The sequence below is a fragment of the Providencia sp. PROV201 genome (assembly GCF_028479545.1).
Classification (GTDB): domain Bacteria; phylum Pseudomonadota; class Gammaproteobacteria; order Enterobacterales; family Enterobacteriaceae; genus Providencia; species Providencia huaxiensis.
This window is the reverse complement of record NZ_JAMPNW010000001.1, coordinates 253,764-274,678: the sequence shown is the minus strand read 5'-3', so window position 1 is coordinate 274,678 and position 20,915 is coordinate 253,764. Positions and strand designations below refer to the sequence as shown.

The following is a 20,915-nucleotide window of genomic DNA, read 5'->3' as shown; positions in this document are numbered from 1 at the left end:
TTGGGTATTTTTGAATGGATGACATGGGAAAATAATGGAATTACATTTACCCAATTTAATTACTTTTTAAATTTAATAATTTGATTACACAATACTTTCAAATTCATATTTGTTCTTTTTGCACACAGATCGCACAGATGTTGATAATATTCGGAAAGGAAAAAAAATGAGCTCGACGACAGATTTTCTGAAGCATATATACGATATTAACCTCTCATATTTGCTATTAGCCCAAAAACTCATCTCTCAAGAGAAAGCCTCTGCGATGTTTCGTCTAGGTATCTCTGATGCAATGGCAACTACTTTAGCAGACCTTACACTTCCTCAATTAGTCAAATTAGCAGAGACAAACCAGCTAATCTGCCAGTTTAGATTTGATAATAGTGACACAATTGAAAAGCTAACCCGTGATTCAAGAGTTGATGAATTACAACAAATTCATACAGGTATTTTACTTTCGACCCGATTATTGCAAACGCATAATGAGGGCGACACCGAAATAGCGAGAAAAAGATGAGTACCTCAGCTGAAAAAAGTATTGTCCAAGAAGCGAATGATATTCGACTAGCCATGGAATTGATCTCTTTAGGCGCTCGCCTTCAAATGTTAGAAAGTGAAACTCAAATCAGTCGTGGCCGTTTAGTTCGTTTATATAAAGAGCTGAGAGGTTGCCCTCCACCAAAAGGGATGTTGCCTTTCTCCACAGATTGGTTTATGACGTGGGAACAGAATATTCATTCATCCATGTTCTATAATGCTTATCAATTTTTACTTAAAAGTGGCCAATGTCGCGGTGTTGATGCCATATTACGAGCATATAGATTATATCTTGAACAGTGTATACCAGAACCCGGTGAAGAGCCTTTGTTGGCTTTAACACGTGCTTGGACCCTAGTCCGTTTTGTGGAAAGTGGTATGTTACAAAGTTCACAATGTAGTTGTTGCCATGGTTCTTTTATTACCTACGCACATATTCCTGAAAATAGCTTCACTTGCAGTTTATGCCAACCGCCATCACGGGCAATAAAAAAACGTAAACTTTCCGAGCATCTAGCCGATATTACGGTATATCGACAGGATGGCATTACTAAAGCGGTAATGTAATTGGATTGATTTGGTTAACAGGCAAAGGTTTTGCCTGTCACTCCTAATATTCCCTTTGACTGCCATCTGTTAACCAACGGAGTGAAAGGGAATATTGTGTTAATACTCATCGGGTATATCATTGTTACAGTTGCGGTTATTGGCGGATATTTAATGGTCGGTGGCCATTTAGGTGCGCTTTATCAACCCGCTGAATTTGTCATTATTTTAGGTGCAGGTTTAGGTGCCTTTGTTGTTGGTAACAGTGGCAAATCCATCGTCGCCTTGTGCAAAGTATTACCAAAACTCTTCCGTCGTTCCTCCTACAATAAAACAATGTCAATGGACTTAATGGCGTTGTTATTTCAATTACTGAATAAATCACGCCAACAAGGGCTGCTAGCACTTGAAAAAGACATTGATAATCCAAGTGAAAGTGAAATTTTTTCCCAATATCCCCGTATTTTAAAAGATGAGTCCACCATGATGTTTATCGTGGATTACTTACGTCTGATGGTGAGTAGTAACTTACAAAGCCATGAAATTGAAGCTTTAATGGATGAAGAGTTAGAAACCTTTCGTCAAGAAAATGAAGTGCCAGCTTCAGGTTTAAATATGGTCGGTGACTCTATGCCAGCTTTTGGGATCGTTGCGGCTGTTCTGGGGGTTGTTAATGCCTTGGGCTCAGCGGATCGCCCTGCGGGTGAGTTGGGGGCTTTAATTGCCCATGCAATGGTCGGGACATTTCTAGGTATTTTAGTGGCTTATGGCTTTATTTTACCTTTAGCTGCACTGATTAGGTTGCGTAGTAGTGAACAACTGAAAATGATGGAATGCATTAAAGTGACTTTCCTCTCAGCATTGCAAGGCTACGCTCCTCAAATAGCGGTTGAATTTGGCCGCAAGGTGTTATTCAGCGCAGATAGGCCTTCATTTGTTGAACTCGAGGATAAAGTTCGAGAAGTGAAAGTAGGTGCTCGCTCACAAGAAACAACAGAGGAGTAACTAACGGATGGCAGCCAATACACCTCATGTTATTCGAGTTAAAAAGCGCAGTTCGCATCAGCAAAACGGGCATGGTGGTTCATGGAAAATCGCTTATGCCGATTTTATGACAGCGATGATGGCGTTTTTTTTAGTGATGTGGCTGATCTCAATTTCAAGTCCTCAAGAGTTAACACAAATTGCTGAATATTTTCGCACCCCCTTAAGTACAGCTATCAACCCAGGAAGTAAAAGTGGCGATGCCACAAATCCGATCCCTGGTGGGGGGAAAGACCCTATTTTTCGTGATGGGGATGTGATGCCTGAACCTAATAATATTATTGATGGTAATGCAAATTATCGTTTTGAAAAATTAAAAGAGTCTCTTGAGCAGGCTATTTTAAAAGATCCGCGTTTGAACGAATTAAAGCCCCATTTACTGATTGACATGATTAATGATGGGCTACGTATTCAAATTGTTGATAGTGAAAATCGACCGATGTTTAAAGTGGGTTCGGCAGCGGTTGAACCCTATATGCGCGACATTTTGCGTGCAATAGCGCCACTTCTTAATGATGTACCAAACCGAATTAGTGTCTCTGGGCATACCGATGATCTGGCTTATGCCAACGGGGCTAATTATAGCAACTGGGAATTATCATCAGATCGTGCAAATGCTTCGCGCCGCGAGTTGATCCGCGGTGGAATGGATGAAAACAAAGTCTTACGCGTTGTGGGGATGGCTTCAGCCATTCATTTAGATAAAGAAGATGGCTTTGCCCCGATCAACCGTCGGATAAGCATCATTGTGTTGAATGATGAAGAAACTAAACAAATTCTCCGTGAATACGATGGCGCGAAGCCGATTAATGATGTGCTCAATAAACCGCAAAAGCCCATGCCAGAAACGGCCGTGGGTGTTGTCGCTGCGGTGAAAATACCGTGATGAATTGCTGTTATTTGAATTTATTACATAACTTGTTTAGTTGTCTGCCGGGTTGCTCGGCAGTCAGCGTTAAGTGAAACTTAAGCGAAATTGGATAAAAACCATGGATATTACCGAGTTTTATCAAACATTTTTCGATGAAGCTGATGAGTTGCTCAGGGATATGGAACAACATTTACTTGATCTTGATCCTTTTGACCCGGATAGCGAGCAACTAAATGCCATCTTCCGCAGTGCCCATTCAATCAAAGGAGGGGCTGCAACCTTTGGTTTCACTCAGTTGCAGAATACGACTCATACATTGGAAAATCTTTTAGACAAGGCGCGTCATGATGAGTTAACGCTCACACCTGACATAATTGATGTCTTTCTCGATGCTAAGGATGTCATGGCATCACAGTTAGATGCCTATAAAAATGATTCTTTGCCAGATGAAGACACTTTCAAACGCATTTGTGAGGTGCTTAGCCGGGTTGAAAATAGAGCAGAAGAGGTTGCTGAGATAGATGCTGCGCTACCTGAGCCTAAAGTTGAGAATACGGTTGTTAAAGAAACTTCCACGGAGCAAGGTGAATATTCACACTACTTTATGATCTCGTTAAATCAGCTCAAAGAAAATGAAGTTGATTTACTGGCGGATGAACTCAGTTTATTTGGGCATTTATATCACACTGAAAAAACAGCAAATAGTTTGCAAGCATGGGTGGGCACTAATACGGATATTGATGATATTAGTGGAGTACTATGTTTTGTGGTGGATGAATCGCAAATTAACCATGAAGCCATTTCCTTTGCAGATTGCCGCGCTTTTTCGAAAGAAGAAACGTTATTAAATGACGATAAAGTTGAAGCAAGTGAAATTGAAACAGAGGTAAGTGACGTCACAGAATCGCAAGATACGCCACAAACCTCGGTAAAACCTACCGTACCCGTGTCAGCTACCCCAGCTAAAAAAACGGCAGTCGCTAAACCGAAAGGGGATTCGAGCAGCATTCGTGTGGCCGTAGAGAAAGTTGACCAGTTGATCAACTTAGTGGGGGAATTGGTGATTATCCAATCCATGTTGACCCAACATAGTCAACATGTCGATCAGAACGAATACAGTGATTTGTTAAGCTCAATCGTACAGTTAGAGCGTAATTCCCGCGCTTTGCAAGAATCCGTTATGTCAATTCGCATGATGCCAATGGACTACGTGTTTAGCCGTTTCCCACGCATGGTACGCGATATAGCTTCCAAATTAGGTAAAAAAATCGAGCTGAAAGTCGAAGGAAGCTCAACTGAGCTGGATAAGAGTTTGATTGAGCGCATCGTCGACCCCCTGAATCACCTTGTTCGTAATAGCCTAGACCATGGGATTGAAAAGCCTGAAGTTCGTGTGGCAAATGGTAAGCCAGAAGCCGGAACATTGACCTTAGCGGCAGCACACCAAAGTGGCAATATTTGCATTGAAGTTCGTGATGACGGTGCTGGGCTAAACCGTGAACGTATTTTGGCGAAAGCGAAATCACAAGGCATGAGTGTGCATGATGGTATGAGCAATGATGAAGTTGCGATGCTGATTATGGCTCCAGGTTTTTCAACGGCAGAAGTCGTAACGGATGTTTCGGGACGTGGCGTTGGAATGGATGTGGTTAAACGAAATATCCAAGACATGGGCGGCCGTATTCAAATCGGTTTTACCGAAGGCAAAGGGACTATTATCCGCATCTTATTACCGCTCACTCTAGCCATTTTGGATGGTATGTCTGTGAAAGTTGCGGAGGATGTTTTTATCGTCCCATTGAGTGCCATTATCAGCACCTTGCAACCTCGCCAAGAGGATATTTATCGCTTAGCTGGCGAGGAAAAAATGTTGCTTGTGCGCGGTGAATATTTACCACTTGTTGAATTACACCAAGTATTTTCCATCGAAGAAGCCGAGCGAAATCTAGATAACAGTATTGTGCTGATTATTCAAAATGCAGGCCACCGTTTTGCGTTGTTAGTTGATAAATTAGTTGGGCAACAACAAGTCGTCGTAAAAAATATTGAAAGTAATTATCGCAAGATCCCTGGTATTTCTGCAGCAACGATTATGGGCGATGGTTCTGTTGCATTGATTTTAGATGTGGCTGAGCTACAAAAAATGAATAACAGCATTTTGATTAAAAAGAAACAGCAGGTTTCTCAACCTGTCGTGCACTAAATAGAGGCCATACACCATGTCTATGTTAGATGATGATTTAAATAAACACGAAGAAGAAAAAAACGGCGAAGGCTACCTTATTTTCACCTTGGGTGAAGAAGAATATGGCATTGAGATCTTAAAAGTGCAGGAAATTCGTGGCTACGAACAAGTAACTCGTATCGCGAATACCCCTGATTTTATCAAAGGAGTGACTAACTTACGTGGAGTCATCATTCCGATTATTGATTTACGGGTGAAGTTCTCCCATGAAAACGTGGTGTATAACGATAACACGGTCGTTATTGTCGTGAATTTAAAAGATCGTGTCGTCGGTATTGTGGTCGATGGCGTCTCAGATGTGCTGGTTTTGAATGAAGAACAAATTGCGCCACCGCCTGATTTTGCCGTGACATTATCGACTCAATATTTGACAGGGCTCGGAACATTAAATGACCGTATGTTGATTTTAGTCGATATCGAAAAATTATTAACTAGCGATGAAATGGCGCTGATTGACAGCATGGCTGAGTAACTCTCAGCCCCAATAATTGTTCAAATAATAATAAGTCATTAACTAAAGTTTTTGGTTGGATTACCGATATCCAAAATACAACAAAATTATGTTAGTAAAACGTCATGTACAGTCGAATTAAAATCGTATCGGGACTTTTGTCCGTCATTTTTATCTTTATTTTGCTGCAACTGGTGTCCAGTGGGTTGATGTTTACCAAACTGGGCGATAACAGCGATAGCATCAGTTATTTGAATTCATTACAACGCCAAAGACAAGTATTAACAGAAAGCTGGGTCAATTTGTTACAAGCTCGGGCAAACTTAAACCGCTCTATCAATGCCTATTTACTTGAAGGTCGTAAAATTCAAGACGATGCAACGACAGAAGACTTGATTAAAGCCGCTAAACGTAACTTTAAAGCTGCTGATGATGCTTATGTCCGCTATAACAAGCTGATGCAAAGTTCAGATTATGATAAAGCCAAATTTGAAAAACTGTTTAGCACCTATGAAACCTATCGAGACGCATTAATCAAGTTAGGTGAATTTGCGGAAAAAGGCGATCTTGAAGGTTTTTATGCACACAGAACCTCAGGGCACCAAGTGAAATTTGAAGAGCAATTTAATGCGTATTTTGCGGACATTTCTGCTGATTTCCAGGCCGAAGTCGTCAATGCAGATAATAACTATCGCCAATCGTTATATATGTTGGTGACGTTATCTATCTTACTCGCCTTAATTGGTTTCTTCAGTTATCGCTATGTTCGTAAAGGTATTATTGAGCCACTCAATATCTTAATTGAACGTATTAAAGTCTTTGCGTCAGGCGATTTAACACCGAATGTGACCACGATTGCCAATAATGAAATTGGTGAGTTGGCCAATGGTGTTCAACATATGCAGCAGGAACTGATTAATACCGTTCGTGGTGTGCTAGATGGTAGCGAAACTATTTACCAAGGTACAACTGAAATTGCTGCAGGTAACAATGACTTGTCGGCACGAACTGAGCAACAAGTCGCTTGCTTAGAAGAAACCTCCGCCAGTATGAGTGAGTTGACTGCAACCGTAAAACAAAATACCGAATATGCCCACCAAGCCAGTGAATTTGCAAACCAAGCTTCAGTGATAGCGAAAGAAGGCGGCAAAGTGGTATCGAATGTCGTCAGTACCATGCTAAATATTGCGGATAGCTCACAGAAAATCTCTGATATCACCGCAGTTATCGATAGCATCGCTTTCCAAACTAATATCTTAGCGCTCAATGCGGCTGTCGAAGCGGCACGGGCCGGTGAGCACGGACGTGGTTTTGCCGTCGTCGCTGATGAGGTGCGTAACTTAGCACAGCGTAGTGCTGATGCCGCTAAAGAGATTAAAACGTTAATTGAAGATTCAGTGTCAAGAACAGGGACAGGTGCTCGCCAAGCAGAAGATGCAGGTGAAACGATGACCAAGATTGTCGAGTCTGTCACACGGGTGACTGACATTATGACGCACATTGCGACCGCATCCGATGAGCAAAGCAAAGGGATTGCACAAGTCAGTATCGCTGTTGCAGAAATGGACAAAGTTACACAGCAAAATGCGTCGTTGGTTGAACAATCTGCGGTGGCAGCTAATGTCTTGGAAGAACAAGTGGCGAAACTGTCGCAACTGATCTCTATCTTCCGTTTACCACCATTAAAACAAAGTGAAATACGCAATATTCAGCCGGCAGCAAGAACGGTTTCAAATATCGTTAAAACACCGGATCTGACAAAACTGTCATCGAAAGAACATAAAGATGATGACAATTGGGAAACTTTCTAAGGGTTAAGCTCAGTTTTTCGCTGCAAAGCCTCGGTTTTGCAGCGTTTCTGTGCATTAGAAAACAAGGCAATGTTTCAGAGGCTCAGTTCTCTTAGCTGGCACAAGTGGGGATTTCTATGTTTGGTAAAAATATCCGAATTTCGGTGAGTTTGTATCTACTTCTCATTTTATTTTGTGGGATGCAGATTGTGTCTAGCGGGGTTTCTGTTGGGATTGTTGTAAGTGAATTAAAATCTTTAGAGCGTATTGATTTGGGGTCTGATAAGCGGGCGATGCTTGAAGAAACCAGTAAACACCTGATGCAAGCACGCAATAGCCTGACGCAAATTGCTTTGCTGCATAAAGTGGGTGGTAACGAACCATTGATTGAAGAAACGAGAGTGACTTTTGATAAATTACTCGAAGAAGCTGAGAAAGACTACATCAGGTTTAAAAACCAACCTCTTTTGAGTGAAAAAGAAAATCTCGCAGCACTTGAGAGCCGGTATAAAGCATTTGTATTGACACTCAAAGCATTAAAAACACATTTAGATAACAACGACATTGCCGCCTATATTGAACTTCCTGCCCAAGAAAACCAGGACCAGTTAGAGCAAGTTGTCGAGGAGTACCTTGAATTACTGAATGCGGAAAACGATGAATCTCTTGCAGCAGCAAGAATGTATAACACGTTTGCGTGGAGTTCATTCGCCTCAGTGATCGTCATCATCATCGCTGTTATCGCATTTGCTCACTATTGGATGAAACGTAAAGTCATTAACCCGCTAAAAAGTATGGGAGATCACTTTGCACTAGTGGCGGATGGCAAACTAAATCAAAAAATTGAAGTCACAACCGGTGATGAAATTGGTGAAGTATTTGGTAAGTTAAAAGACATGCAGGAGTCTTTAGTGACTTCAGTGACAGCATTGCGCTCGAATACTGATCAAATGTATACAGGGATCCGTGAGATTGCTTTAGGAAATAATAACTTATCATCACGTACTGAACAGCAAGCGGCATCACTAGAAGAAACTGCGGCTAGTATGGAAGAGTTGACAGCAACTGTTAAGCAGAATGCGGATAACGCACGCCAAGCGAGTGAACTGGCGGTGAGTGCATCAAAAACCGCAACGAAAGGTGGAGAGATCACTGAAGATGTGATTGACACCATGACCTCGATTTCCAATAGCTCACAAAAAATTAGCGCCATTATTAGTGTGATTGATGGCATCGCTTTCCAAACCAATATCTTAGCATTGAATGCCGCCGTTGAAGCCGCTCGAGCGGGTGAACAAGGGCGTGGTTTTTCTGTGGTTGCCGGTGAGGTCAGGGCATTGGCTCAGCGCAGCGCGGAAGCAGCAAAAGAAATTAAAACATTGATTGATGAGTCTGTTGGCAGAGTGAGCCAAGGCTCTCAACTGGTTAATGAGGCGGGTGCAACCATGAGTGAATTGGTTGCAGCTGTTAACCAAGTTACTGAATTAATGGGTAATATTGCGTCTGCTTCCAATGAGCAAAGCCGTGGTATTGAGCAAGTCGCCACAGCAGTAAGCCAAATGGATTTAGTGACACAACAGAATGCGGCATTAGTTGAACAATCGACCAGTGCGACAGCGGCACTAGAAGACCAAGCAAACAACTTAGTCGATACCGTTGCATTCTTTGAATTACCCGAAAGCCATTTAAATCGTAATCGGCGTTAAGTATTGTGAAAATTCGTTTCTGAATTTTCGGTGGATAACCGTAACAGGTTATTTTTCCTTAGGTTATCCATCCTAAAAGGCAGCCAAATAACTGGCTGCCTCTGGGTTTTTATTGAATAGGACGACAAGTACGATGCTTTTTGTACCACAGGTAGAACCACTGACTGATGATGAGTTTGGTCGGGTTTGTCGATTTATTCATAAAAAATCAGGCATTGTCCTCACCATGAATAAAAAAAATATGGTCTATAACCGGCTATTAAAGCGGTTACGTGATTGTAATATCGACAATTTTTCAGATTATTTACGAATGTTAGAGCGTGAACCTCACCATGCAGAATGGCAAGCTTTTGTGAATGCTTTGACGACAAATTTAACAGCATTTTTTCGTGAGCCACATCATTTTGTGACGTTAGCAGACTTTGTTCGCACTCGTAAAAATAGCGCCATTAATATTTGGTGTGCCGCATCTTCAACAGGAGAAGAGCCGTATTCGATAGCAATGACACTGAGCGATGTTCTTGGGCCCAACGCTATCAATGCCAAAGTGATTGCCAGTGACATTGACACGGAAGTGCTAGAAAAAGCGAAACAAGGTGTGTATCGCATAGAAGAGCTGAAGTCTTTAACGGCATTACAGAGACAACGTTATTTTATGAAAGGCGTTGGCGAGTTTGATGGCTATGCGAGAGTCAAGCCTGCGTTACGCCAAATGATTGAATTTCGTTATTTAAATTTGAGTGATCATGATTGGCAAATGCAGCACCGATTTGATGCGATTTTTTGTCGTAATGTCATGATTTATTTTGATAAAGAAATGCAAATCAAAATGTTAGAGCGCTTTGCCACATTGCTTAAGCCAGACGGCTTGCTATTTATTGGGCACTCTGAAAATTTATCACAGCTATCGCAAAGTTTCGTTATTAAAGGGCAAACCGTCTACAGCTTACAAGCTGCGAGGAGGGGGTAATGAAAAAAATTAAAGTGCTATGTGTGGATGACTCAGCACTGATGCGCCAATTAATGCGTGAAATAATTAATAGTCATGAAGACATGGTTGTGGTCGATACTGCACCAGACCCTTATGTCGCACGTGACTTAATTAAACAGCATGAACCGGACGTGATCACGTTAGATGTGGAAATGCCACGAATGGATGGTATTGATTTCTTAGAAAAATTAATGCGTTTGCATCCAATGCCTGTGGTAATGGTTTCAACATTAACGTCGAAAGGTTCAGAGGTGACGTTAAAAGCGTTGGAATTAGGTGCTGTGGATTTTGTCACAAAACCCCAAATTGGTATTCGTGAAACGATGATGAGTTATCGCGATATTATTGGTGAAAAAATCCGTGCGGCAGCAATGTCTAAAATTACGCAACGGAGCCGCTTTGCTCGTCCAGAAAAAAAGATCAGTGAACCAGCGTCTCAAGCCAAAGCGCTCTCTCCTTATGTTTGCAATAGCCGTGTGATTGCGGTTGGCGCATCGACTGGAGGCACGGAGGCGATACGTCAATTTCTGGAAATGTTACCTCATGAATGTCCTCCGGTAGTGATTACTCAGCATATGCCTGCGGGTTTTACACGTTCTTTTGCTGATCGCTTGAATAAGCTCTGTGTTTTGACCGTAAAAGAAGCCGAACACAACGAGTTATTACAAAAAGGCCATGCCTATATTGCACCGGGCGATTCGCATATGTTGATTGCTGATAAAGGCAAGGGATTTCAAGTCATTTTACAACAAAGCGAACCTGTTAACCGCCATCGTCCTTCTGTTGATGTGCTGTTCGATTCGGTTGCTCAATGTGTTGGGCGAAAATGTATTGGGATCTTATTGACAGGAATGGGGATGGATGGTGCAAAAGGGCTATTAAATTTACGTAAGCAGGGAGCAATTACTTACGCACAAAACGAAAGTAGTTGTGTTGTGTTTGGTATGCCTCGTGCGGCGATTGAAATGGGGGCTGCGGATGAAGTGCAAGATATCCTCAAGATTGCCCCAAGTGTTTTAGCAAGACTTTCTTCTGTCACGGTTTAAACCGAGGCAGGAACTCACAATTGTATTTTGAAGGAGTGGTTATGGCCGCTAAAGATCTTAGTTTTTTGGTTGTCGATGATTTTTCTACAATGCGACGTATCGTCCGTAACTTATTAAAAGAGCTCGGATTTAACAAAATAGAAGAAGCGGAAGACGGTGTTGATGCATTAGAGAAAATCCGTACAGGTAGCATTGATTTTGTCGTGGCTGACTGGAATATGCCAAACATGGATGGCCTTGAGTTGCTTAAAACCATTCGTGGTGATGATGCTTTGAAGCATATCCCCGTATTAATGGTGACAGCCGAAGCGAAAAAAGAAAATATTATTGCTGCAGCGCAAGCGGGTGCGAGTGGTTATGTCGTTAAGCCGTTCACTGCCGCTATCTTAGAAGAAAAACTGAATAAAGTATTTGAAAAAATGGGTCTGCAATAACAGTGCGCGCCAAAGGAGATTTTCATGACTGAACAAGTGGGTATGGAAGGTATTCGCAATGGTAATGATGATTTAAAACAAGTCATTACGCGCATTGGTACGCTAATGAGAACCCTGCGTGAGAGTATGCGCGAATTGGGTCTAGAAAAAAGCGTTCAACAGGCGGTGGCCAGTATTCCAGACGGTAAAGACAGGCTGCGTTATATCGCACAAATGACAGCGCAAGCGGCAGAGAAAACCTTAAATGGCATTGATGTCATCAAACCACTGCAAGTGGACATGAATAAGAATGCGCAGGAGCTGCAGCAACAATGGCAAGAAACCGCTGGAGATACGGTTCCTGCGCAATTGCGTGAGTCAACAGAAGCCTTTTTAGGACAAGTGATCCAAGACAGCGAAACGACTAAAGCAGAGCTGTTGGAGATCATGATGGCGCAAGATTTCCAAGATTTAACAGGGCAAGTCATCAAAAAAATGATGGAAGTAGTTGAAGAAGCAGAGAAACAACTGCTAGCACTGTTAATGGAAAACACGCCACCTGAAATGCGTGCGAAAACGCAAAACGAAAGTTTGCTCAATGGCCCGCAAATCAATAAAGAAGGCGTGAATGTGATGGCCTCACAGTCTCAAGTTGATGATTTGCTTGATGAGCTGGGCTTCTAATCGCCGACAAGTTTTTAATTCAACTACTCTAATTACATAGGGTTAGGGTAGTTTTATTGTATTTGCGTTACAAGGAGAGGATTGCAATGATAAATAACGATTTAATTTCTACTTTCGTGATTAAAGAAAAAAAAGCACAAAAAGAAATAGTTCAAGAAAATGATGGAGATGTTAATGAGTGTTCTACTGAGTTACAGATGAGACAGGCGTTAATCAACCAACTCAAAAAAGCGCGTTTAGCCAATAATTTAACACAAATTCAAATTGCGGAAAAAATGCAAACTCAGAAGCAGAACGTGTCCCGTTTGGAAAAAGCGCAGTTCGACCCAAAATTAGGCACATTATTAAAATATGCAGAAGCGGTGGGAATGCGGATTACATTAGATTTCTCATCTAAATAATAATAGGTATGCCAATTAGTATTGATGTGGGTAATTTAATTGCTAATCATGTTGATAAACCGTGATAATTTGGCTGCCAAGAACTTGCTCAAATTGGTCAACAAAATCATCGCGTATATCCCAATTATGAAAACTGAAACCTAGATTGCCGAATGCCCATTGTGGATCAAACCGCCACTTTGATAGAGGGGCATGAAAATCGCAATGAAAGCAAGCGAGATTTTCTAGTTTTCCTTCATACCAGTCGGATACCGCATCACCCCATGCGTGACTCTGTTCGCTTTGTTCATTTGCACACTGTGGGCAGTAAATACCGAGACCATTTCCCCCTGCATGGAACACAGTGCGTTCGGTAACGATAGATAAATAGTTTTTCAAAGTACCTTCAGGTAACTGAGTCGGCACGATTTCATCATTAATTACGTACAAAATGGGTTCTTTGTGAGCGGGGGTAGGACGATAAATCACTTCACCATACTCGATACCTTGAAAATCAGGGTCGATAATACCTTGCTGTTTCAGCCAATTAAGCATACGTGAGGCTTCTTTTGGGGCATCTTCTAAAGTGATATCTGGGGCAACAAGGTGGCAAGTATCCATAATAACCTTTTGTCGTTAAAAGCCATTAATAAGCAGGCCAACTGCGTGTTTAATCGTGTCTCGTTGGTGAGTCAAATCAACGATTTCTTTTCCTAGTAATGAAAGAGGAACACAAGCCATTTGGTGAGTCATTAAAATGAAAACCTGCCCGTTGATTGATAATTGTGGATTTAAGCGTACAGGTAATGGTTTTTTAACAAGCCTACTATCGAATAACGGGATGACTAAGCGAGTATTCAATATATCAATAATATTACTTTGAATATCCAGTAAGTACGGGTATTTAACCGTATCTTCTCGATTTTGATAGAGGCAATATTGCATTAAAAATCCTTGTATTTATCTGAGAGTAATCCATGTTCTTCATTGATCCTATTTAACTCATTAAAACCTTCTCTATTTTCATTTTTCCATTTCTGCGCTTCTAGGCGTTTTAATTCAGCCTGCAAGGCACACGTTAGTATTGCAGATAGGTTAAGTTTTGCCTGCCTAGCTTGTTCGTAGAGTTCAGGCGCCACCGTGACACTGACGGTTTTTTTCATTCTTTGAGCCGTGGTATTCATGGGATTTCCTTAATTACACGTGTTCATACACATGTAATTTAGCATGCTTATTGCTCATATAGGGATTTTATTCTTTATTAATACGAAATATAGGATTATCTTCAGTGGGTGCTCATGTTTGCGAAGCCCTTTGCAAAATTGCCGCTTTATTGCTCAATAGGCAAATAACCCCCTTGAACTGCGTCTATTTTCCACCATTGATTTTTTTACACTCTGTCATGCTATAGCGATAACTCGTATTTTCATTAAATTTTGGAACCGCGGTGTCCGACGAGAGTGATGTAGAAAAAACAGAAGAACCCACACCCCATAAAAAGCAAAAAGCCAAAGATGATGGGCAAATCGTTCGTTCAAAAGAACTTAGCTCGCTAATGATGATGTTAGCAGGCGTGAGCTTGCTATGGCTAAGTGGTGGGCATCTGGCGACACAGCTACGGCAAATTGCTCGGCAGGGTTTTATATTTGATAGCCATTACTTGCAAAATACAGGTTTGATGCTCAGTTACTTAGGGCGCGTTGTGAGTGAGGCGTTATTTGCTTTATTACCCGTCATCGGCGGGTTAGCGTTAGTGGGTATTTCTGCGTCATCGTTAGTGGGGGGACTCATTTTCAATAGCAAGTTGATTAAATTTGATTTGAAAAAGTTAAATCCAATCAAAGGGCTAAAACGTATTTTTTCTATGAATGCGTTATCGGAGTTATTTAAAGCGATTTTGAAATCGTTATTTGTGGGGTTAGGGGCATTTATTTTTCTTTGGCAAAGTTGGCCCTCATTACTGCATTTAGTCATGGAATCACCTATTACGGCGCTAAGTAATGCATTGCAGAAAGTCATTTTTGCAGGGTATTTAATTGTGTTTTTGCTTATTCCAATGGTGGCTTTTGATGTTTTTTATCAGTTTCGCTCTCATTTGAAAAAATTGCGCATGAGCCGCCAAGAAATCAAAGATGAATTCAAGCAGCAAGAGGGTGACCCTCAAATTAAAGCTAAAATCCGCCAACAGCAGCGTGCGATTGCGCGTAACCGAATGATGGCGGATGTCCCAAGTGCGGATGTTATTGTCACTAACCCGACACACTATGCGGTTGCCCTAAAATATGATGACAAAAAAATGGGGGCACCAAAAGTATTAGCGAAAGGGGCTGGCGTATTGGCTCAGCGCATCAAAGAAATTGGTGAAGAGCACCGAATATTACAGTTAGAAGCACCGCCGCTTGCTCGTGCGCTATATCGCCACGCGGAGATAGGGCAAAGCATTCCTGTTGCATTATATGCGGCGGTTGCAGAAGTTTTAGCATGGGTTTACCAACTGCGTCGTTGGCGCCGTGAAGGTGGGCTCAGACCAAAAAAACCGAAAAATTTACCAGTGCCACCGACGCTGGACTTTGCTGGAGATAACAATCGCGATGGCTAATTTGGCTTCATTATTAAAATTGCCGAAAAATTTACAGGGAACGCAGTGGCAAATACTGGCCGGGCCGGTTCTTATCTTATTGATTTTGTCGATGATGGTATTGCCATTACCGGCATTTTTATTGGATTTACTGTTTACCTTTAATATTGCGCTTTCCATTATGGTGTTATTAGTGGCGATGTTTACCAAGCGTACGTTGGATTTTGCCGCTTTTCCAACCATATTACTGTTTGCAACTTTACTGCGACTCTCTTTGAATATCGCCTCTACCCGGATCATCCTAATGGAAGGCCATACAGGCCCAGATGCTGCCGGGCGAGTCGTCGAAGCATTCGGCCATTTTTTGGTGGGGGGGAATTTTGCAATTGGTATAGTGGTGTTTATTATCCTCGTATTGATTAACTTTATGGTTATCACAAAAGGAGCCGGACGTATTGCTGAAGTGGGTGCACGTTTTGTTCTTGATGGAATGCCAGGCAAGCAAATGGCGATTGATGCGGACCTCAACGCGGGTATCATCAGTGATGATGAAGCCAAAAAGCGTCGTACAGAGGTTACGCAAGAAGCTGATTTTTATGGCTCAATGGACGGTGCGAGTAAGTTTGTCCGTGGGGATGCTATTGCGGGGATCATGATTATGGTGATCAACGTAGTGGGTGGGCTGATTGTTGGTGTTGCTCAACACAATATGTCTTTGGGGAATGCGACGAGTACATATACCTTGCTGACTATCGGTGATGGGCTTGTGGCGCAAATACCTGCTTTGATTATATCAACAGCTGCAGGGGTTATTGTCACTCGTGTCGCAACCGATGAAGATGTGGGTGAACAGATGGTCACCCAGCTATTCAATAACCCTCGCGTGATGTGGTTGAGTGCGGGTGTTCTCGGTTTAATCGGTTTGATCCCGGGCATGCCTAACTTTGTCTTTTTACTGTTTACCGCAGCATTGGCTGCCCTTGGTTGGTATTTAGTGCGTAAATCGCAGCAACCGGAAAATGCCATGGGAGATAATAGCCAATCGCAGCATTTCCAAGAAGCCAATAAAGTGGTTGAAGCCACGTGGGATGACGTGCAATTAGAAGATTTATTGGCGATGGAAGTGGGTTATCGGTTGATCCCATTAGTCGATAATGAACAGCAAGGCGAGTTATTAGGGCGATTGCGTGGTTTACGTAAGAAATTTGCTCAAGAAGTGGGGTACTTACCACCTGTGGTGCATATCTGCGATAACTTAGCGCTTTCCCCATGTGAATACCGAATTCTGATTAAGGGTGCGGAAGTTGGACGTGGTGAAGCACAGCCAGGGCGCAGTCTGGCTATTGACCCAGGCAATGCCGCGGGGACGCTACAGGGGGATATCACTAAAGAGCCTGCGTTTGGTTTACCCGCAATCTGGATTGATGATGATTTACGTGAACAAGCACAAATTCAAGGGTATACGGTGGTATCAGCGAGTACTGCGGTAGCAACTCACTTTAATCAAATTTTACTGCAAAACTCCAGCACCTTATTTGGCCGCCAAGAAGCACAGATGCTGTATGACCGTGTGAAAAAAGAGATGCCAAAACTGGCTGATGACTTGATCCCAGATACGATTTCGTTAACGATTTTGCACCGTGTACTGCAAAATTTATTAATGGAAGATGTGGTGATCCGCGATATGCGCACCATCATTGAAACCTTGGCTGAAATGGCCGGGGAAAACGGGGAAAATAAAGATACCGATTATTTAACATCTCAAGTGCGCATTGCATTAGGCCGAGCAATCACACAGCAGTGGTTTGGTCATGCAGAAGAAATTCAAGTAATTGGTTTAGAGGCTAGCCTTGAGCAGATCTTACTGCAAGCCGCGAAGAACGGCGGTGGGTTAGAGCCGAATTTGGCACAGTTTATTCAAACTCAAGCGGAGCAAGCCGTGGCACACCAAGAGGCGATGGGGGCACCAACGGTATTATTAGTCAACCATGGTTTGCGTTTGATTTTATCGCGTTTCTTGCGTCGCAGCCTGCCGCAGCTGGTGGTTATGTCGAATTTAGAAATGACGGACCACCGTAAGATAAGAATGACGTCGATGATTAGTGGTAGTTAATCATCTTGCTTCTATCTGAGGAGTTATGTAGTATAAGTCTGTAGTCGTTTTGAAGCTAAATTGTTCTTATACCGAAGGCGTGTATTTGAATGCTCGTCAAAACGCAAAGAAAGTACAAAGAGGCCGCTCTAGTAAGAGCGGCCTCTTTGTACTTAACTGGCTAAAAAACGCCCTACAATTTTGCCTTTATCTGTTAGCAACACAGATTGCCCATCACGCAGGACTTTTTTCAAATTGTGCTTTCGTCCGATTTTACTCAAAGCTATCTTTTTTGTACCTGATGCGAGTTTAAATGCGGTTAATCCATCTATGTGGATAAGCTGAACTAAATCTTTATGAGTAAAGCTATGTAGGTAGTAGGATTGCATATCGCTAGATAGCCACCCAAGTAGGTCGATTAAATGACGATACTCTAACTTTAGTCGGCTTAACGTTGAAGTGATATCATCAGGGGCACTTTTGATTATCGAGTTATCAAACTCATTAACTAAGTTACCAAATTTCCATATAGGTTCAAAATGAGCACATCTATTGCGCAGTTTATTTGTTTGCAGCAGCCGTTGAATGATTCTATGTCGATTTTTTATATCTTTAGGATGTGACTTTTGATGGATAGAGTACGGGTAATACTGAAAAATTTTAGGAAATATTTGTTCCCATGGAATAATTTCACCATTGCTGGTTTTATTAATTTTTAAAATATGCGCCCATTTTCCATTCTCTAGAGTTGAAATTATTTTATGTGGAGCAGGGGGTGGTTGAATATATTTGCCATTTTTCTTTTTCGCAGAATCAATAGCGTTGAAAAGTTTATTACTGCGTGTCAGACCTAGATAATCATACCAATTACAAGACTGAGCATTACCAGATAATTTTTTATTACATACAGTTAATTGATTTGTAAAATAAAAATGGCTAAGAGTATTATGGATTTTGTTTCTTAACGTGATTTCAATTATACCAATCAAGTACATAAACTTAGTGGAAATTTCTTCATTCCAACAGTAAATGCCATGCAATTCGTTCATATCTGTTGTTTTGAATATGGTTCGATAGTTAAAAAAACGTTCGATACTAATATCTATAATGTGTGAGTTTACATTTATGGGTGGTGCCCTAAACATATCTATCCCCGTGGTATTTAAGAGATATAGTCTAATTGATAAACGTTATCTCAGATGAAATAGTTAAATTTACTTAACTTATCATTGAGGGGGGATGATAAAAAGAGGTTGTTACAGAGATTTTGTCTGTATTTACCCTTTATGAGCGGGATATGAAATGAATACTAGATAAGACGGGTGTGTTTTGGACAGGATAAAACACACCTTAGATCGAAATTTTCTTACCTAATGCAGGGCTTTTTGACTCTAAACCATCCGCACCATAAGTGGATTGGTTATTATGTTTTTTCACAAAATTGAGGCGTTGAGCGTTGAGCTCAATATGCAATTGTAGCATTTGGTGATTACGGTAATTCAGCTCTTTTAGCTCAGTTGTTAAGCTTTTAATGGCTTCCCATACACCTGCTAGTGCATCATTGCCTTCATAAGGTGCACTGATCTCAGATTGTGCTTCTAACGCTAGGCGGTTTGTTTCACCATGGCCGATCGCAGCAACTAAAAACCGTTTTTGTTCAGTGGTTTCCTGAAAAGGCGAAGGCGGCACACGGTGATAACCTAGTAATAGCTCTTCATTTTTCATCACTATTTGTAATGATTGCAAATGGGCGAGTTGTTGCTCAAGTAATATCAGTAATTCGTCAGTCATAGTGGTTATTTATTTCATTGATAACATGCATTCATGAGCATCGCGCAAAATGCCATCAGCAATTTTTTCAGCATCCATAGTTAGGGTGCCATCTTTGATTGCTTGTTTAATTTGTTCAACTTTAGCACTATTAATATCACTTGCTTGTGGTTGCAATAATTTTTTTTGTAGCTCACTAGGAGCAAAAGAACTTTCTTTAACGACTTCATTAGTGGACACTTTTTTGTCCCGCATCGGGGCTGCCGCATCTTGTGGATCGCGGTTTGTCACCTGAGTCAACGCAGAAATTGCAGATGTTTGCTCAATAGCCATAATGTGTTTTCCTATTCCCGATTTTTTTCATATGTGAGTTATCGGCTTATATTGATGAATCTTTAGTGTGTATAGTGTTACAAAATATTGCATTACTCGTCATACTTCAAGTTGCAGCGTTGTTAACTGCGCTCAGATAGCCGAATCACATACTTGTGTATGCTCATCGGTCTCTCTTCACTTGTCGCCTAGCTGCAACTCGAATTATTTAGAGTATATACTCGTGATACTTCAAGCTGCAGTGCTGTTGACTGCGCTCAGATAGCCGAATCACATACTTGTGTATGCTCATCGGTCTATCTTCACTTGTCGCCTAGCTGCCACTTGAATTATTTAGAGTAAATACTCGTGATACTCCAAATTTCAGCGTTGTTAACTGCGCTCAGATAGCCGAATCACATACTTGTGTATGCTCATCGGTCTCTCTTCACTTGTCGCCTAGCTGCAACTCGAATTATTTAGAGTATATACTCGTGATACTTCAAGCTGCAGTGTTGTTGACTGCGCTCAGATAGCCGAATCACATACTTGTGTATGCTCATCGGTCTCTCTTCACTTGTCGCCTAGCTGCAGCTCGAATTATTTAGAGTACAAGTGGGGTTGTTTTTATTTTAATGCCACTTGAACACTGCCATTTTCGAGCGCTTCCCCATTCACAACTTGCCCATTTAACAAGCGCACTCGGGTATTTTGGCCGGCAGTGGCGTTATTAATCGCTCTGCCTTCGTATTTCACTGAGAAATTATCACCATTGGCGAACACAAATACCGTTTGCCCCGCTTTTATTGCCCATGGTTGTCTTGTCATTGATTTTGTGAATGTTTGTCCGGCTGGAATATTGCGCAGGGCGATCGCTCCGCGAAGTGCGATTTTATCGGTGCTTGCGCCTGCTGGTAGCTTATGTAATAAGCCCTTTTTAGTTCCGATATCAACAAACTGTATAGATTCCCCTCTGGTTATATTACGTGTGGCTACGTAATACTGGCCTGTAACATTCACCGTTAGCTGAATAAACTGTTTTTTCTTGCCACATTGTACTGGGAGGGAAACATTACCCATATTGCGTCCACCAATAGGTGGGTTGATTTGAGGGTGCTCACAAGTTGGCCAACGCTCAATTGGGGTTTTAATTTCTATTGAAATGTGCGTTTTCTTGCCATGAATTTGGCGAAAATAATGGTTGATATCTTGGGGTAACGACGCTTCAGAAAGCGCTGGAGTAAGCCCTAACAAACTGATTACCATATATAATGGCATTTTTTTAGCGTAATACATCCCGTTGTATTCCCCCCAACAAACAAACTTTTTCACGATTGCAGTTTACGCAGCTCCGTAATAATGAATGAGCCAAATAGGTCAATTATTTTGCCTTTATCTCGCCATTAGATTTTTTAGTAGGCCGCTAAGATATGCGGGTCGAATTTTAATTTTTACTCAC

At 41.7% G+C, this 20,915-nt stretch carries 22 protein-coding genes; 15 read left to right on the top strand and 7 right to left on the bottom strand.

Annotated elements, in window-relative coordinates; translation table 11 throughout:
• Positions 1 to 166 precede the first annotated feature (166 nt).
• From flhD to PR809_RS01220, 13 genes are all read left to right on the top strand, one after another.
• Entirely contained in the window at positions 167 to 517 is a 351-nt protein-coding gene (gene flhD, locus PR809_RS01280; protein ID WP_004909823.1) for a flagellar transcriptional regulator FlhD, read from the top strand.
• Positions 514 to 1,104 carry a flagellar transcriptional regulator FlhC gene (gene flhC / locus PR809_RS01275; protein WP_102139579.1) on the top strand — a complete coding sequence of 197 codons (591 nt, stop codon included), beginning with the start codon at positions 514 to 516 and terminating at the stop codon, positions 1,102 to 1,104. The genes flhD and flhC overlap by 4 nt, the downstream gene beginning before the upstream one ends.
• A gap of 96 nt (positions 1,105 to 1,200) precedes the next feature.
• The gene (motA, locus tag PR809_RS01270; protein WP_004909829.1) at positions 1,201 to 2,088 is read left to right on the top strand and encodes a flagellar motor stator protein MotA; all 888 of its coding nucleotides are present in this window, start codon (positions 1,201 to 1,203) and stop codon (positions 2,086 to 2,088) included.
• A 7-nt stretch (positions 2,089 to 2,095) separates the two neighbouring features.
• On the top strand, positions 2,096 to 3,013 hold the full coding sequence (motB, locus tag PR809_RS01265; protein ID WP_102139580.1) for a flagellar motor protein MotB: 918 nt from the start codon (positions 2,096 to 2,098) through the stop codon (positions 3,011 to 3,013).
• Positions 3,014 to 3,116: 103 nt separating this feature from the next.
• Positions 3,117 to 5,201, top strand: a complete 2,085-nt coding sequence (cheA, locus tag PR809_RS01260) for a chemotaxis protein CheA (RefSeq protein ID WP_102139581.1) — start codon at positions 3,117 to 3,119, stop codon at positions 5,199 to 5,201.
• A 16-nt stretch (positions 5,202 to 5,217) separates the two neighbouring features.
• The gene (cheW, locus tag PR809_RS01255) at positions 5,218 to 5,715 is read left to right on the top strand and encodes a chemotaxis protein CheW (protein ID WP_004909833.1); all 498 of its coding nucleotides are present in this window, start codon (positions 5,218 to 5,220) and stop codon (positions 5,713 to 5,715) included.
• Positions 5,716 to 5,819: 104 nt separating this feature from the next.
• Entirely contained in the window at positions 5,820 to 7,505 is a 1,686-nt protein-coding gene (locus PR809_RS01250; protein ID WP_102139582.1) for a methyl-accepting chemotaxis protein, read from the top strand.
• A gap of 116 nt (positions 7,506 to 7,621) precedes the next feature.
• Entirely contained in the window at positions 7,622 to 9,190 is a 1,569-nt protein-coding gene (locus PR809_RS01245; RefSeq protein ID WP_102139583.1) for a methyl-accepting chemotaxis protein, read from the top strand.
• 133 nt (positions 9,191 to 9,323) lie between these two features.
• On the top strand, positions 9,324 to 10,160 hold the full coding sequence (locus PR809_RS01240; RefSeq protein WP_102139584.1) for a CheR family methyltransferase: 837 nt from the start codon (positions 9,324 to 9,326) through the stop codon (positions 10,158 to 10,160).
• Complete coding sequence (locus tag PR809_RS01235; protein WP_102139585.1) at positions 10,160 to 11,227, top strand: protein-glutamate methylesterase/protein-glutamine glutaminase; 1,068 nt, start codon at positions 10,160 to 10,162, stop codon at positions 11,225 to 11,227. Before PR809_RS01240 ends, PR809_RS01235 begins: the two co-directional genes overlap by 1 nt.
• A 41-nt stretch (positions 11,228 to 11,268) precedes the next feature.
• On the top strand, positions 11,269 to 11,661 hold the full coding sequence (gene cheY / locus PR809_RS01230; RefSeq protein WP_004255705.1) for a chemotaxis response regulator CheY: 393 nt from the start codon (positions 11,269 to 11,271) through the stop codon (positions 11,659 to 11,661).
• Positions 11,662 to 11,685: 24 nt separating this feature from the next.
• Positions 11,686 to 12,324, top strand: coding sequence for a protein phosphatase CheZ (locus tag PR809_RS01225; RefSeq protein WP_210843768.1), 639 nt, complete (start codon positions 11,686 to 11,688; stop codon positions 12,322 to 12,324).
• Positions 12,325 to 12,410: 86 nt separating this feature from the next.
• Entirely contained in the window at positions 12,411 to 12,725 is a 315-nt protein-coding gene (locus PR809_RS01220) for a helix-turn-helix transcriptional regulator (protein ID WP_206276968.1), read from the top strand.
• A 42-nt stretch (positions 12,726 to 12,767) separates the two neighbouring features.
• Here PR809_RS01220 and PR809_RS01215 read toward each other — a convergent pair whose 3' ends face one another.
• From PR809_RS01215 to PR809_RS01205, 3 genes are read right to left on the bottom strand one after another with little or no spacing between them, the layout of a single operon-like run.
• Entirely contained in the window at positions 12,768 to 13,325 is a 558-nt protein-coding gene (locus PR809_RS01215) for a hypothetical protein (protein ID WP_206276967.1), read from the bottom strand.
• Positions 13,326 to 13,340: 15 nt separating this feature from the next.
• A complete protein-coding gene (locus PR809_RS01210) occupies positions 13,341 to 13,649 on the bottom strand; it encodes a CcdB family protein (protein ID WP_206276966.1) in 309 nt (102 codons plus the stop codon).
• Positions 13,649 to 13,888 carry a type II toxin-antitoxin system CcdA family antitoxin gene (locus PR809_RS01205; RefSeq protein ID WP_102139589.1) on the bottom strand — a complete coding sequence of 80 codons (240 nt, stop codon included), beginning with the start codon at positions 13,886 to 13,888 and terminating at the stop codon, positions 13,649 to 13,651. The genes PR809_RS01210 and PR809_RS01205 overlap by 1 nt, the downstream gene beginning before the upstream one ends.
• 263 nt (positions 13,889 to 14,151) lie before the next feature.
• Here PR809_RS01205 and flhB point away from each other — a divergent pair, with 263 nt between their 5' ends.
• Both flhB and flhA read left to right on the top strand, forming a co-directional pair.
• The gene (gene flhB / locus PR809_RS01200) at positions 14,152 to 15,303 is read left to right on the top strand and encodes a flagellar biosynthesis protein FlhB (protein ID WP_206276965.1); all 1,152 of its coding nucleotides are present in this window, start codon (positions 14,152 to 14,154) and stop codon (positions 15,301 to 15,303) included.
• On the top strand, positions 15,296 to 17,395 hold the full coding sequence (flhA, locus tag PR809_RS01195; RefSeq protein ID WP_206276964.1) for a flagellar biosynthesis protein FlhA: 2,100 nt from the start codon (positions 15,296 to 15,298) through the stop codon (positions 17,393 to 17,395). Before flhB ends, flhA begins: the two co-directional genes overlap by 8 nt.
• Positions 17,396 to 17,547: 152 nt before the next feature.
• Here flhA and PR809_RS01190 read toward each other — a convergent pair whose 3' ends face one another.
• The 4 genes from PR809_RS01190 to flgA all read right to left on the bottom strand — a co-directional run bounded on the left by PR809_RS01190 (position 17,548) and on the right by flgA (position 20,722).
• A complete protein-coding gene (locus PR809_RS01190) occupies positions 17,548 to 18,519 on the bottom strand; it encodes an Abi family protein (protein ID WP_102139592.1) in 972 nt (323 codons plus the stop codon).
• Positions 18,520 to 18,724: 205 nt separating this feature from the next.
• Positions 18,725 to 19,165, bottom strand: a complete 441-nt coding sequence (locus PR809_RS01185) for a flagella synthesis protein FlgN (RefSeq protein ID WP_102139593.1) — start codon at positions 19,163 to 19,165, stop codon at positions 18,725 to 18,727.
• 9 nt (positions 19,166 to 19,174) lie between these two features.
• Positions 19,175 to 19,477 (bottom strand): flagellar biosynthesis anti-sigma factor FlgM, encoded by a 303-nt coding sequence (gene flgM, locus PR809_RS01180; RefSeq protein ID WP_144141268.1) that lies wholly within the window; start codon positions 19,475 to 19,477, stop codon positions 19,175 to 19,177.
• Positions 19,478 to 20,083: 606 nt separating this feature from the next.
• Positions 20,084 to 20,722: a flagellar basal body P-ring formation chaperone FlgA gene (gene flgA / locus PR809_RS01175; RefSeq protein ID WP_181490167.1), complete on the bottom strand. Its 639-nt coding sequence runs from the start codon at positions 20,720 to 20,722 to the stop codon at positions 20,084 to 20,086.
• Between the last annotated feature and the right edge of the window lie 193 nt (positions 20,723 to 20,915).